Below are 13,682 nucleotides of genomic sequence, written 5' to 3'. Positions count from 1 at the left end.
GTTTCAATGAAAATGTCAATTCTCACCGAATTGAGAATTATTTTCGAATTTTGGCAATTACGGCGTTCTTGTAAGGCGCCGCACCTCGTCCCTTAGAACCGGCAACAGATCTGTTTCAAACCACGGGTTTTTCCGAAGCCACGCGTTGTTGCGCCATGACGGGTGCGGCAGTGGCAGAACGGCGGGTTTCCCGCCTTCCCGTTTGTCGAAATGCTGGCGCCAGTTCGACACCGTCTCCGTCAGGGATTTCTGGCGGCTGGGTCCAAGATGATAGGCTTGGGCATACTGGCCGATGACCAGTACCAGCTCGATTTGCGGCATGGCGGCGAACAAAAGGTCATGCCAGGCCTTGCGGCATTCCGTGCGCGGCGGCAGGTCTCCCCCTTTGGTGTCCAGTCCCGGAAAACAGAACCCCATCGGTACGATCGCCAATTTGCCAGCGTCGTAGAAAACTTCTTCGTCAATGCCCATCCAGCTCCGCAACCGGTCTCCTGAAGGGTCGGTGAACGGCCGTCCGCTCTGGTGAACCCGCGTTCCGGGCGCCTGGCCGCACACGCAAAGCCTTGCTGTTCCAGACACTTGCAGCACAGGCCGGGGCTCATGCGGCAACGCCGATTTTTCCGGTTTCTCAACACAGATGCGGCACGACCGCACGTCAGCGGCAAGTGTGTCGAGCGTTTCTGAATTCGTCTTTTCTGACAATGAGTTGCACCTTGGCACAGCCGGTTAACAGTTCGCTTACCACGATCTTGAGGACGATCTTAAGGAATGGTGAGTCAAGGTGAATAAACACGCGATAGCGCGATAACAAAATCAAAACTTTGGGCGGCAAATGGGATCCGTTGCGTCAGAAACCGGCGACGACACAGTCACCATCAACGAACAGCGCGCCAAGCGCCGTCGGGAGATGGCGCGTTCGGTCAACGATGTGCGCAGCCGCCTCGGTGCGCCCGAAAACTGGTACACGTCCTTCGATCTGGAACGCCAGCATCTGTTTGCCGACACGCGCATCAATGCAGCCTATGCAGTGCCGCTGCTGGCCTTGATCGTTGCCGCAATATCCGTCCTGTGGATCAACCCGATCTTCATCGGCGCATGGTTCGCGGTCACACTGTGCACCCACTTCATGATGGTGATCACAAGCCATTCTTATGAAAAGGCACCATCGGACCAGAAGGCCCGGATTTACTGGCGCCGCAGGTTCGCCTTTGGCGATTTCATTTACGGCTGCAGCTGGGCGAGTTTCTTTCTGCTGCCGCAGACAAGTGAATCCGGTGACGGGTTTGTCATCTTTCATTTCGCGACGCTGCTGATCGTCGTCGCCATGAATACGATGCAATCGGCAACCTTGCCGAAATGCCTGCTCGCCAGCACCTTGCCGATGACCCTGATCGTTACTGTCAGCTTCCTGCAGCAGGTAACCCCGATCCATTATACGCTCGCCGCCATGGCGATCGGGGCGCAAGGATTTTTCCTGATCCTGGGCAACCAGCTCCTGAAGAATGCCAACACGATGCTGGAGTATCGGGCCGACAAGGATCACCTGATCGTCGAACTGGAAAGCGCGAACGCGATGTCGGATGAAGCCCGCCGCCGGGCGGAAGCCGCCAACCTTGCCAAGTCCCGCTTTCTGGCCACGATGAGCCATGAACTGCGCACGCCGCTCAACGCCATCCTCGGGTTTTCCGAAATCATGAAGGATGAAGTGCTCGGCAAGATGCACAACAAGAACTACCAGTCCTATGCCGAGGACATTCACGGCTCCGGACAGCACCTGCTCAACCTGATCAACGAAATTCTGGACCTGTCTCGCATTGAAGCCGGCCGGCACGAGTTGCACGAGGAACCGATTTTCCTGGACGACATTGTCGAGGAATGCGGAACCATGATGAAGGTCCGGGCAAAGGCAAAGACCATCTCGCTGCACCACACGCACGAGCCGGACCTGCCGCGTGTGTGGGCGGACGAGCGCGCCCTGCGTCAGGTCGTGCTCAATCTCCTGTCCAACGCGGTGAAATTCACACCGGTGAATGGTGAAGTCTGGATCAAGGTTGGTCCGACTTCAGACGGCGGGCAATATGTATCGATCAAGGACACCGGGCCCGGAATTCCGGAAGATGAAATTCCAACCGTTCTGGAAGCCTTTGGCCAGGGCTCCCATGCCATCAAGACGGCAGAACCGGGAACGGGCCTTGGCCTGTCCATCGTGCAGGCGCTTGTCAACATGCATGACGGGAAGTTCTCGCTGAAGTCCAAGCCGGGTGAAGGCACAGAGGTGATCGTGACCCTGCCGAGGGCCCGGATCATGAACTATTCGCCGGATGTCATCTGGGTGGATCCGAACGACAAGGACAACAGTTTCCCGTCGGGCAAGGCAAGATCGGCCTGAACCAACTCGCATTTGCGTGTCGAGCAGTTTCAGCCGGCTCAACGCCTATCAGCCCGTTAGTCAGTCGTCCTTTTCAGACACACCGGCATCGGCGAAGGTGGCCATGCCGGAATGCATCTCGGCAGCCGCCTTGGCAATGCCAGCCGCAAGCGCGGCGCCCGAGCCCTCTCCCAGCCGCATGCCGAAATCGAGCAGCGCTTCCTTGCCCATATGATCCAGCACTTTTCCATGTGCCTGTTCCGCGGACACATGGGCGAACAGGCAGTGATCGAGACCTGACGGATCCATTGCATAGACGACAGCCGCAGCCGCCGTCGTCACGAAACCATCGACGATCACCGGAACGCGCTGCAGGCGCGCGGCAATGATAAGGCCGGTCATGGCTGCAATCTCGCGGCCACCGATGCGGCGCAGGATTTCCAGCGGATCCCGTTCGCCATTCAACCGCGCGACCGCTTTTTCGACGGCGTCCCGTTTGCGGGCAAGGCCCTCGTCATCGACGCCGGTGCCACGGCCAATCCAGTCCTCGGCTTTGCCGCCGAAGAGCGCGTTGATAACCGCAGCGGCGACAGTGGTGTTGCCAATGCCCATTTCACCGAGGCAGATGAGGTCGATGCCTCCGGCGAGCGCTTCCATGCCGTAAGCCATGGTCGCGGCGCAATTGGCCTCGTCCATGGCGTCTTCGCGGGTGATGCTGGGGGTCGGCATGTCGACTGCCAGATCAAACACCTTCAGGCCGATGTCATAGGCGCGGCAAAGCTGGTTGATCGCGGCCCCGCCGGCGGCAAAGTTTTCCACCATCTGCCGATTGACCGCACTCGGAAAGGCGGACACGCCTTCATCCGCGACGCCGTGGGCGGTTGCGAAAATTCCGACCATCGGCCGTGTGATCTTCGGCGGTGCCTTGCCGGACCATGCCGCCAGCCATTCGGCAATTTCCTCAAGCCTTCCGAGCGAACCGGCAGGTTTGGTCAGCTCCGCATCGCGTGCTTTCACCTTCGCAAGCGCGTCTTCATCCGGACCTGGCATGGACTTCACCAGATTGCGGATATCGTCAAATGGCAGCGCGGTCTCGGAGAGGGACATGTTTTTTTTGGTTCCGGTTGTTCACGGCCGTCGAGCGGCCACTTGGTCTGGCTTTGCCGCTGTTCTATAACTTCGACCTGCTAAAACTCAAGCACGGGACCGGCCTGATGAGCTCTGAAACCGACCAAGGGCCTGATTCACAGGTGAAATCGCGGTCCAAGAAAACACGGGATCGAAACCAGGCCGCACTGCGCGGGCTGAAAGAGCTCGCCGCTGACACCGCAGCCTGCGTACGATTCTTCTCCCGCCTGTCGCTGCCGGCGGTCAACGCGCTCGACAATCCGATGGCACCGCCCGACTTTGTGCGCATTGCTCGCGCAGCCCCTCTGGCCGGGGCCATCATTGCACTGCCCGCGGCCGGCGTCGGTGTTGCGCTCGGATTTACGCAACTGCCGCTTCTGGTCGTGGCCATTCTCCTGACCGCCGTCCTTGCCGCAACCACCGGCGCTCTTCACGAGGACGGTTTGAGCGATGTTGCCGACGGCTTCTTTGGCGGAGCAACACGCGAAAGACGGCTCGACATCATGAAGGACAGCCGGATCGGCGCTTTCGGAGCCCTTGCCATGATGATCTCGTTGCTGCTGCGCGTCGCGCTGCTTGCAGCGCTGTGGCAAAGGTTCGATCCGGCAGATGCGGCGCTGCTGCTTCTGGCTGGTGAGGCTTTCAGCCGCACGCTGCTTGTCTGGCAGTGGCAATGTCTGCCGTCCGCCAGGCCCGGCGGGCTCGGAGCGCGCTTCGGCAAACCACCCCGCAAGACCGTGCTCCAGGCGTTTTTGGTCACGCTTCCCCTGCTGCTGCCAGCTGCCCTTTTGCTCTCCTTGCCCGCCCTGCTGCTGGCCGTCTTGGTTGCTTTTTCGGCGGCATACTCCACCGGTCGGCTTGCCCTATCGAAAATCGGCGGAACTACGGGCGATGTTTTAGGCGCGGTTCAACAACTCAGCGGCCTTGGCTTTCTGACCGGGATGCTTATGGTGCCTTGAGAAACGGAAATTCAGGCAAAAGGCCTGGGCGATACGGGAATGGCTCACATGTTGATATCGGACAGTTCAATTGAACGCCAGGGTTGGGGTCTGCGAACCACGGCCCTGCTGATCGTTCTTGCCATCTTGTCCGCTTGCTCCGGACGGCCCGACGTTGGCGTTCTCGCTCTCAACGAAGAACCCGCCGCCGGTGCCAAGGTGAACGATATTCTGATCGTCACGACCCGCAAACGGGACGAACGGCCGGACACCTATTTCAACGGAGAACGCGCATCGGAGGTCAATTACGCGGAAGCTTCGATTTCCGTACCGCCTTCTCACAAACCCGGTCAGATCGAATGGCCGGAGAGACTGCCCGGCAACCCCAAGACCGATTTCGTCGCACGCGAAGCGAGCTATATCGCAGACAAGGCTGCCTTCCGGAAATCGGTCAACGCCAGGCTTGCCACCCTGCCGCGCGGCAAGCGCGATATCATCCTGTTCATTCATGGCTACAATACGCGTTTTCCGGAAGGGCTTTACCGTTTCGTGCAGATCGTCAACGACAGTCAGTTCAAGGGTGTACCTGTCCTGTTTACCTGGGCCTCGCGCGGCAACCTGAAAGACTATGTCTACGACCTGAACAGTGCCGCGATTGCGCGCGGTGCGCTTGAAGAAACGCTGGTCGAATTGTCCAAGACCAAGGCCGACAACATTACTGTCCTGGCCCATTCCATGGGCAATTGGCTGTTGATGGAAACCGCGGTCCAGGCACGGACGGAAAACCGTCGGCTGATCGCGCAACACGTCGACGATATCGTCATGGCAGCACCGGACATCGACATTGACCTTTTCAAGGCCCAACTGAAACGGCTTGGGCCGCAGCCCCGGCCTTTTACCGTTATCGTTTCCCAGGACGACAAGGCTCTGCGTATCTCTCGCGCCATTGCCGGCGGCAAGCAACGTGTCGGCGCTTATTCTGATGACCTGGAGCTTGCAGAACTCGGCGCGGTGGTGGTTGACGTGACCGAGCTGCAATCGCTTGATAGCACCAACCACTCGAAGTTCGCTCAGCTTGCACAACTCAGGCCGGAATTGCGCAAAGCACTCGGAAGTTCCGCGCTCGGTTCCAGTGCCGACCACAATCGCGGTGCCAATCTGGGTGACGACCTAGGGTCCTTTGTCGGCACGACGGCACAGACGGCAGTCACCTTGCCGATCAAGGTCATCACCGCACCGTTCACCTACGCGTCAGGTGGCTATTAATGCCGCCACATTTCGCAGCTTTCCGCCCGTTCTAGTCTTGGCAACGCCATAATCTGCCGCCATATGCGCTTCATGAAGTCACCCTGTATCAACATCTGCCAGATCGACGCCAAATCCGGCCTCTGCACAGGTTGCCTGCGCACCCTGGACGAGATCGCGTCCTGGGCGGGCTACACGGACGCCAAACGCAGCCAGATCCTTGCCGAATTGCCAAACCGGACGACGCAGCATCCAGAGGCTGGAGAGCGCGGATGAACAACCCCAAGCGCTTCCGCGGATTCATGGTCGTCATTCTGGTTCTGGTGATGGCTGCGGCCGCATTCTATGCCTTTTTTGGTGACCCGACCGACCCGGCCAATGTCAATTTCGATGACAGCGGCCCCCGCATTGTAGCCCTGTCCGCGCTCGCCTTCGTGTTTCTGGCCAGTTTCCTGTTCGGCCAGCCGAAGGCACGCGAGATCCTGCATGGCACGGTGTTCTGGGGCGGTTTCTGTGCTCTGCTCGTCGTCGGTTATGTTTACAAGGCGGAACTGGTTCAGGCCGGTTACCGGGTCCTTGGTGCGCTGGCCCCTGGCCTCGCGGTCACCCAGCCGGATGGAACCATATTGATCGTTCGCGACGCCGGCGGCCACTTCGTTCTGGATGGGCGCATCAATGGTGCCCGCGTCGAGTTTTTGCTGGATACAGGAGCCAGCGCCGTCGTCCTGACCTACGAGGATGCGATACGGGCGGGGTACCGTCCGCAAGATCTGACGTTCTCCGTGCCCGTTTCAACCGCCAACGGGCGCGCACTCGTCGCCCCTGTCAAGATCGACACGATCACCATCGGCGATCACACGCTGCGCAACATCCGGGGTTTCGTCGGCCGGCAAGGCACGCTCGATTCCAGCCTCTTCGGCATGACCGCGCTCGACCATCTGCGCAGTTGGCGGATTGAGGGCGACAAGCTGATCATGACACCCTGAACGGATTGGGAACTACGCTGTAGCCCTATTCAGCGGCAGCCAGATCGGCGCCGGCAGGGCTGACCGCTGCCAGCGCCTTCTCGACCACTTCCAGGCCAGCACCTGGCTTGATCGCTTCCACCGTCAGGATACGCCGCCAGGACCGGGCACCCGGGCGCCCGTGGAACAGGCCCAGCATATGGCGCGTCATATGCGCCAGCTTCACGCCATTGGTCAGTTGCGCTTCCAGATAAGGCATATGTGCCTTGACCGCGTCCCAGGGCGTGATATCCGGCCCAGAGGCACCATAAAGCCGCCGGTCGACCTCACCCATGATCTGCGGTGTGTGATAGGCCGCGCGGCCGAACATCAGTCCGTCCAGCGTTTCCAGAAACGGTTCCGCCTGATCCAGCGTCTGCAATCCGCCATTGAGTCCTATGAACCTGTCCGGCAGACGCTGCTTCAGCCGCAGGACCCGCTCATAGTCGAGCGGCGGAATGTCCCGGTTTTCCTTCGGGCTGAGGCCCTTGAGCCAGGCCTTGCGCGCATGCACCCACAAGGCATCCGCGCCGGCCGCAAAAACGGCATCCGCCATGGTATCAAGTGCAACTTCAGGATCCTGCTCATCCACACCGATCCGGCATTTTACTGTCACCGGAATATCGACCGCCGCCTTCATTGCCTCGACACACGCGGCCACCAGGGCCGGTTCCTCCATCAGGCAAGCGCCAAATCGGCCGGACTGAACCCGGTCCGACGGGCAGCCGACATTGATATTGACCTCGTCATAACCGAATTCGGCAACGATCCGCGCCGCTTCCGCCATGTCCTGCGGATCCGATCCACCCAACTGACAGGCAACCGGATGCTCGATATCGGAAAAGCCCAGGAGATATTCCCGGTCGCCGTGGATCACCGCGCCAGTCGTCACCATCTCCGTGTAGAGAAGCGCATGCCGCGTCAGTTGCCGGTGAAACGCACGGCAATGACGATCGGTCCACTCCATCATAGGGGCGGCAGCAAAACGTGGCTTTACAAAACCTTTGGCTGCATTCAAATTGACGGAATAGTTCAGCTTTTTCAATTCAACCTTCTCGGTCATCGCTTCATATTTTATCTGTGGTTGGCCTTTTGTTCGTTAGCTACACTAAATGGTGTAGCCAATTGTCGATGGTGTAGCGGAATTCATCCCTCTCGCACAGCCGCGATTTTTACGACCGAGGTGCCGTTGCCCTCTGATATATCGTGTTCGTTAGCATACCAAAGCTGCTCCTGACCACGCCCCCCTACCCACGAAGGGCCAGTTAAAAATTGAATGCGACCAATCAAGAGCAGATCATGATCAACCAACAGATATAATGATCTGATCAGAGCCTAGCCTCAAGCTCACTAAGAGAAACTCTTGCTTTGTCGAATTCATGGTCTTCAACATCTTTAGCATGAGCATCATACCGTGCCCTGTTCACTACACCCATGTGATACTCAAATTCCGTCTTGCTCATGTCCAAAGAGTTTTCAAACTCTTTCCAAAACCCCAAGACAATTGATTTAAGTTCGTCAAAGTATAGTGGGCTCGCACCTTCAGCCAGAAGATCGTCAAAATCCACTCCAGATAGGTCACCGCGCCGACGCTCAATGAGCTTCGAAAGAAGGCTCTCTCGACGCTTCGACTTGGAAAACTGTACAGAGAAAACAACCTTGATATGGGAGCGAAGACTTCTTTCAAGTGAATTTCGCCTTCTTGAAATTTCTGCTAAGCGATCTTCAGCTCTGACTAATTGGGTTGGCTTTGCCTTTCTTGAGAAGTATCTCTCAACAATACCAATGTTAAAGTAGGTTCCTTCAAGGCCTTTCTTAAGAACACCATACCCCGATAAATGTTCAAGCAAAACAGGATCTTGTTGCGCAAGTAAATTAAAGCTATTGACGTCGCCTTGGCCAATATATTCTAGCATCAAATGCTCGTCCGGGTATTGCTCTTTGAGTAATCCAACGACAGACTCGACATAACTATCAGACTCGGTCGTATAATGGTTGACGCCTATGGCATAGAGAGTGCGATCAACGGTTACAGGCCGATTTTTTGCCGACTTTGCAATAAAACTGCAAGCGTATCGCGTAAGAAATGGATGCCCTCCAAAGTCCTGGAAGAGTTTTATTTGACTTTCGAGATCAAATTCGACCCCCATAATACCTCCCAAATCGCCCACCATTTCTGAAATCTGCTCAGGTGTGAACATAGGGATGAAACGTTTTTCAACATTTCCAAACAACGGGTTATCGCTTTCAAATAGCTTAACGGCCTCGATGCAGTGAGGGTTAGTTCCAACAATCAGGTAAACAAGGGGCGATGAGGTACTTTGGAACGCTGCTCGCATTGATTGCCAAAAGAGAAGAAAATCTCGTTCGTTATTCCAGTGCTCTGAAGATGCTGTTCCAGGGGCTATACGCTCAATCTCATCAAAAAGAACGGCGAAGAACTCTTTCTTAGCTTGCTTTGATATTATTCGAACGTCTTCCGCAAAATTCGTTGCAGCGTTTTTCTCGCTATAGGCATCTTCATTACCCACTTTATGTTTAACCGAAAATGCTGACTTTAGCTCGTTTGCTATTTGCCTCAAAAGTTCGTTCCAACGCAATTGATGTACTGAAGGCGATTGGCAGTCAATAGTTACGCTTGCGCCATTTCTATTTGTCAATGCTCTAGCTATACCAGAAATCAGCGAAGTCTTGCCACTTCTTCGCAATCCGAACAAACCAAAATTCTCACCTGATGCGAGTTTTGACGTGATTTCATTGATGATATTTGAACGTCCATAGAAATAGAGTTCGGAACGAAGCGGAGATGACATAGAAAATAAATCTCGAGAGAATGTAAATTCTCGAACTCTAGTAACAATATCGGCATCTGATGTACCAAGTGAGAACTCCGTGTAGTGATATGGTATTACGACCGGTGCGTCTGGCCGACTTTCAAACAGCACACGAAGTTTTTTTCCGATATTTACATCGCCACTGATTAGTATTCGCGCAACTTTCTCGATACGGAAATCTTCCGAGCTTTGCTCAAGAATATGATCAAATGCATCAATCGATCGAGGTTGAAACTCTGCATATGACGAAAAAACTACTAGTACTTCGCGATCGGTGTGAAGAATGCCGCGCATATTTCCGCATGGCTTTACGAGTGCGTAGCGATAATGACTTTTCTGGTTGCCGACAGTGATTTCACCGCCGCGAGTAAGATGAAACATCTTCTCCATTCGGCGAAGAACTCTCTGCTGTAAAGGTTCAAAATTGGTAATATCGAAGTTTGGGTGGCGACCTGGATAAACCTCAATTGCCATACTCACTTTCTCCATTGTCGCAGCGCTAGGAACAGACCAGTCTTCAACTTAAACGAGGATATTAGTGGTTTCTACAATATTCAGCAGAATATATTGGCTACTGGTACCACAACGTCCAAACCGTCATTACAGCAATACCAAGGTGGTTACTTTCCGCCTCTATGGACCTTTGCCCACCGGGCAACAAACGACGGTTTTCAGGACCGAGTTCATTTATGCCTAACGCCCAACTTGCGGACGCTTTGCTGATTGGTCGGTTACGCCAGGAAACACCAATCAGTTCCAAGACAGAAAGTGGATATGCGCGTCCTTGTTTTTTTCGACTTCAACCTCTCAGAACAGCGACGCTTACCCGTCTGCAAGGAGTCAACGAAATGAGGACAGTTTTTATTTTGATGGCGCAATATGATGGCTTGGCGGTAGTACCGACAGACCGTGTGGTGGCGGATTACTTCCCTCACCTCACAAGGATGAAGTTTCTGCGAAAGATTAGTGCAGGAGAGATCAAACTCCCAGTCGTTCGTTCCGATCCTAAAAGTCAAAAGTCTGCTCGAGGTATCAGTATTCAGGACCTCGCAAATTACCTTGATGAACGCCGCTCTGCAGCCGTGAAAGAGATGGAAGCGCTCACGAGGTAAGCCTGACGGCTTTCTCCCATTTCAAAGCACCTTCGTGTCGACTTCTCATTTGCTGATGGTCGTTCCAAAAGTACAACATTGGTACATCATGAAGGAACGCATCACTATATCTATTTGTTTTTATAAATCTTTTTTACTCAGTCGCCGATATCCATCATCGGGGCGATGGAAAACTTATGCTCTTGATACTTTTGCATTTTTCTTCAACTGCACGGAACTGGCACCGGATATCCGTCATCCGGTTGGGACAATTGCCATTGGGCGTTGTCCGAATTTGATCTCATGTGGATCATGTCAAGTTGACGCGAGATAGCAAATTTGAGCGCTTTTCAAAAGCACCGGTTTGCAGAAAGGGTCATTTCAACGTCCCTGGCGTCAAGTTCGCCAGAGACCGCCAGCGCCACACGCCACTGGCCCGGACGCCTGCAGATCTGGAAGGAACTGTTCGGACGAGCAAGGTCTGGTGGGGCAGACAGCGCTATGTCGCGGTCCCCGACCAAGGTAAAGCTGACGGCGGTGAGGTCGGCTGTAATGCCCAATCCACCGGCTTTCAGAAACGCTTCTTTCAGCGTCCAGAAATCAAGAAACCTTGAGGTTTTGTCGGAACCTTGACGTGTTGCAAGGTCCCGTCTTTCACCGGCTGAACATACGTCACGCATCAACAAATCCACCTCGATCGCGCGCTGATCCGTTTCCGCATCTATGCCGACTGCGCCTTTCCTCGTCACGGCACAGGCGACCAGCCCACGTGTGTGCGTCAGGCTGAAGTCGAGGTCTGACCGATCCGCAACGGCAGGCTTGCCCGAAGCCAATGGCGCGAATTGCCAGTCGCACGGTGCCGTGCCGAGATCCAGATCGCTCAAGGTTCGTCGCAGCAGGGCATGCGCAAATGCGTAATCCTTCCGGTCCTGATCGAAATGAAATGCCCGGAACCGCTGCAGTTCTTCCTGAGACAGAGTTTGCAGCGCGGCATCGAGATCATCTGCCTCGCAGCCATCCGTCTCCAAAATGCTTACCCTGGCGTTCGGCAAGTTCTCTCCTGGATAGCTGGTCTTGGGCATCGTTTGCCGGGCCTATCACCGTGCAGGTTCTTTGCGTGACACACGGAGTGCCCTGTTCGTCTTCCCTCGCCCATCGTCTTATACCGTTGCGTCAGCCGGCCCGGACACCTTGCTGATCCTGCCCTCTTCCATCCAGACGATCTTGTCGGCGACATCGAAATACCGGTCGTCATGCGTGATCGCGATGACGGTGCGGCCTTCTTTCTTCAGCTTCGTCAGGAAATCGGTATAGAACCAGCGCCGGTATTCCGGGTCCTGGTCGGCGGCCCATTCATCGAACAGGTAGACATCCCTGTCTTCCAGCAGGGCGACCACCATGGCAAGCCGCTTTCTCTGGCCGGTGGACAGGTTGGTCGTGCTGAACCGGTTGTTCCGGTAGTGAATCTTCTCGTCGAGCTTCATGTCTTCCAGCAGATCGTAAAGCTTCTGCTCGTCCGTCAGATCCAGGCCGTAGAGCCGGTCGAACAGGTGGAAGTCGGAAAAGATGACCGAAAACAGGCTACGGTACCGGTCGATGTTTTCCGGTTTCACGACCTTGTCGTCCCACGACAGGTGCCCGCCACTTGGTTCATAAAGCCCGGTCAGGATCTTTGCGAGGGTCGACTTGCCACTGCCGTTGCCGCCGACAATGAAGACCATTTCACCGGATGCGATGTCCAGATCGCAAGGCCCGATCGAAAAGGGACGGTCGCCGTTTTCACTGTGATAGGTGTAGGCGATCTTCTTCAATGAGATGCCTTTCGAGAGCTTTGCCTGACGGACTTCAGCGCGCTCCACGGCCGCCTCGCCGTGCTTCTCCAGAAGCTTTCTCAATTCCTCGATATTGGACACCGCCAGATTGGCCCTCGAGACCACCGGCAACATGCGGATGATCGAGGTGATCGCACCACTGGCAAAGACGATCACGGTGACAATCTTGCCCGGGATCGACAGATCCGACACATAGAACGGAATGGCAAAGACCAGCGTCCCCATGAGCGTATAGAAGAAGACATCGCTGACCGACTGGCCGTAGTTGAAGGAGCGGCCGGATTCCACCCGAAGATCCTCGACCTGCTCCGATCGCGGAATAATGTAGTTGTGGAAGAGATCGTCACTGCGCTGTGCGTTCAGCTTCACTTCCTTGAAGCCACTCAGAATGTTCTCGAAGCTGTTGTGAAAGGCCTGTTCGCTCAGGCTAGCCTGGCGCATCAGTTCCTCTGCATCGCGGTAGCTCTTGCGATAGAAGAAGATGGCCCCCGCCAGAAAGGCCAGCGTAACGGCAAAGGCAAGTGGCGACAGGTAGCAGATGTAGAGCGCCGACATGACCAATTGCATGACGAAGTAGATCAGGCCGACGAGCGCCGGCGCTGTTTCCTCGATTGTCTGATGGTCACGGCCGACTGCCGCCCGAATGCGGTTGAGGCCAATTTCTTCAACGGTAGCGAGGTTGAGACTGCGGACTTGCGCCGTCACCCGGATCCGCAGGCGGCACAGGTAATCGGCGATGATTGCAGTCGCCATGTTGAGCGCCCGGTTCATCGTGAAAAGTACGGTCGCGCAGCCCAGCACGAACAGGCCGAGATATTGCCACTGAAGGCCGGTGTTCTGCTGGTAGTTTGTCACCGCGTTGATGACCGCGATGATGAGCCCCATGACCAACCCGGGCACCAAAGAAAGCAGCAGGAAGGAGCGTTTGCTGTCGCCCGCTTCACGATATAAAAGACGAAAGAAATTCATCGAAAAACAGGCGCTCCGGGTGGGTCTTCACCGTTTGAGAAATGTGTCAGCTAAGGGCAGCGTCTCGAAGGCTTTTCGGGCGGATGTCCGTCCAGTTCTCGTTGACATAGTCCACGCAGTCCTGCCGCTTGCCGGGACCGAAAACCGACCGCCAGCCCTCGGGAATAGGCACGAATTCGGGCCAGAGAGAATGCTGTTCCTCATCATTCACCAGCACATGGAAAATGCCGTCCGGATCGTCGAATGGATTTGTCATCGCCGTCTCTCCCAAGC

The 13,682-nt window shown here is 55.6% G+C and carries 13 protein-coding genes; 6 read left to right on the top strand and 7 right to left on the bottom strand.

Annotation, left to right across the window (positions count from 1 at the left end):
• Window positions 1-57 precede the first annotated feature (57 nt).
• Window positions 58-702: a uracil-DNA glycosylase family protein gene (locus SIAM614_RS12825; RefSeq protein ID WP_040440065.1), complete on the bottom strand. Its 645-nt coding sequence runs from the start codon at window positions 700-702 to the stop codon at window positions 58-60.
• A 130-nt stretch (window positions 703-832) separates the two neighbouring features.
• Between SIAM614_RS12825 and SIAM614_RS12820 the strand changes: the two genes are divergently transcribed.
• Window positions 833-2,389, top strand: coding sequence for a sensor histidine kinase (locus SIAM614_RS12820; RefSeq protein WP_006935047.1), 1,557 nt, complete (start codon window positions 833-835; stop codon window positions 2,387-2,389).
• Window positions 2,390-2,449: 60 nt separating this feature from the next.
• Here SIAM614_RS12820 and cobT read toward each other — a convergent pair whose 3' ends face one another.
• Entirely contained in the window at window positions 2,450-3,475 is a 1,026-nt protein-coding gene (cobT, locus tag SIAM614_RS12815) for a nicotinate-nucleotide--dimethylbenzimidazole phosphoribosyltransferase (RefSeq protein WP_006935046.1), read from the bottom strand.
• 107 nt (window positions 3,476-3,582) lie between these two features.
• Here cobT and SIAM614_RS12810 point away from each other — a divergent pair, with 107 nt between their 5' ends.
• The 4 genes from SIAM614_RS12810 to SIAM614_RS12795 all read left to right on the top strand — a co-directional run bounded on the left by SIAM614_RS12810 (window position 3,583) and on the right by SIAM614_RS12795 (window position 6,665).
• Window positions 3,583-4,455, top strand: coding sequence for an adenosylcobinamide-GDP ribazoletransferase (locus SIAM614_RS12810; RefSeq protein WP_157139831.1), 873 nt, complete (start codon window positions 3,583-3,585; stop codon window positions 4,453-4,455).
• 48 nt (window positions 4,456-4,503) lie between these two features.
• Window positions 4,504-5,700: an alpha/beta hydrolase gene (locus tag SIAM614_RS12805; RefSeq protein WP_006935044.1), complete on the top strand. Its 1,197-nt coding sequence runs from the start codon at window positions 4,504-4,506 to the stop codon at window positions 5,698-5,700.
• A 72-nt stretch (window positions 5,701-5,772) separates the two neighbouring features.
• Window positions 5,773-5,955 carry a DUF1289 domain-containing protein gene (locus tag SIAM614_RS12800; protein WP_040440134.1) on the top strand — a complete coding sequence of 61 codons (183 nt, stop codon included), beginning with the start codon at window positions 5,773-5,775 and terminating at the stop codon, window positions 5,953-5,955.
• The gene (locus SIAM614_RS12795) at window positions 5,952-6,665 is read left to right on the top strand and encodes a retropepsin-like aspartic protease family protein (RefSeq protein WP_006935039.1); all 714 of its coding nucleotides are present in this window, start codon (window positions 5,952-5,954) and stop codon (window positions 6,663-6,665) included. The genes SIAM614_RS12800 and SIAM614_RS12795 overlap by 4 nt, the downstream gene beginning before the upstream one ends.
• A gap of 25 nt (window positions 6,666-6,690) precedes the next feature.
• On the opposite strand, the gene dusA is transcribed toward SIAM614_RS12795, so the two are convergent.
• Both dusA and SIAM614_RS32000 read right to left on the bottom strand, forming a co-directional pair.
• Window positions 6,691-7,746, bottom strand: a complete 1,056-nt coding sequence (dusA, locus tag SIAM614_RS12790) for a tRNA dihydrouridine(20/20a) synthase DusA (protein WP_006935038.1) — start codon at window positions 7,744-7,746, stop codon at window positions 6,691-6,693.
• Between the two features lie 265 nt (window positions 7,747-8,011).
• Window positions 8,012-9,991, bottom strand: coding sequence for an ATP-binding protein (locus SIAM614_RS32000; protein WP_157139830.1), 1,980 nt, complete (start codon window positions 9,989-9,991; stop codon window positions 8,012-8,014).
• A 374-nt stretch (window positions 9,992-10,365) separates the two neighbouring features.
• Between SIAM614_RS32000 and SIAM614_RS12780 the strand changes: the two genes are divergently transcribed.
• Window positions 10,366-10,629, top strand: coding sequence for a pyocin activator PrtN family protein (locus SIAM614_RS12780; RefSeq protein WP_040440062.1), 264 nt, complete (start codon window positions 10,366-10,368; stop codon window positions 10,627-10,629).
• 329 nt (window positions 10,630-10,958) lie between these two features.
• On the opposite strand, the gene SIAM614_RS30550 is transcribed toward SIAM614_RS12780, so the two are convergent.
• From SIAM614_RS30550 to SIAM614_RS12765, 3 genes are all read right to left on the bottom strand, one after another.
• A complete protein-coding gene (locus tag SIAM614_RS30550) occupies window positions 10,959-11,690 on the bottom strand; it encodes a 4'-phosphopantetheinyl transferase family protein (protein ID WP_050789375.1) in 732 nt (243 codons plus the stop codon).
• Between the two features lie 78 nt (window positions 11,691-11,768).
• Window positions 11,769-13,409, bottom strand: a complete 1,641-nt coding sequence (locus tag SIAM614_RS12770) for a cyclic peptide export ABC transporter (RefSeq protein WP_006935022.1) — start codon at window positions 13,407-13,409, stop codon at window positions 11,769-11,771.
• 46 nt (window positions 13,410-13,455) lie between these two features.
• Window positions 13,456-13,665, bottom strand: a complete 210-nt coding sequence (locus tag SIAM614_RS12765) for an MbtH family protein (protein WP_040440061.1) — start codon at window positions 13,663-13,665, stop codon at window positions 13,456-13,458.
• Between the last annotated feature and the right edge of the window lie 17 nt (window positions 13,666-13,682).

The sequence above is a fragment of the Roseibium aggregatum IAM 12614 genome (genome assembly GCF_000168975.1).
Taxonomy (GTDB): domain Bacteria; phylum Pseudomonadota; class Alphaproteobacteria; order Rhizobiales; family Stappiaceae; genus Roseibium; species Roseibium aggregatum.
This window is presented reverse-complemented; position numbering and strand designations above follow the sequence as displayed.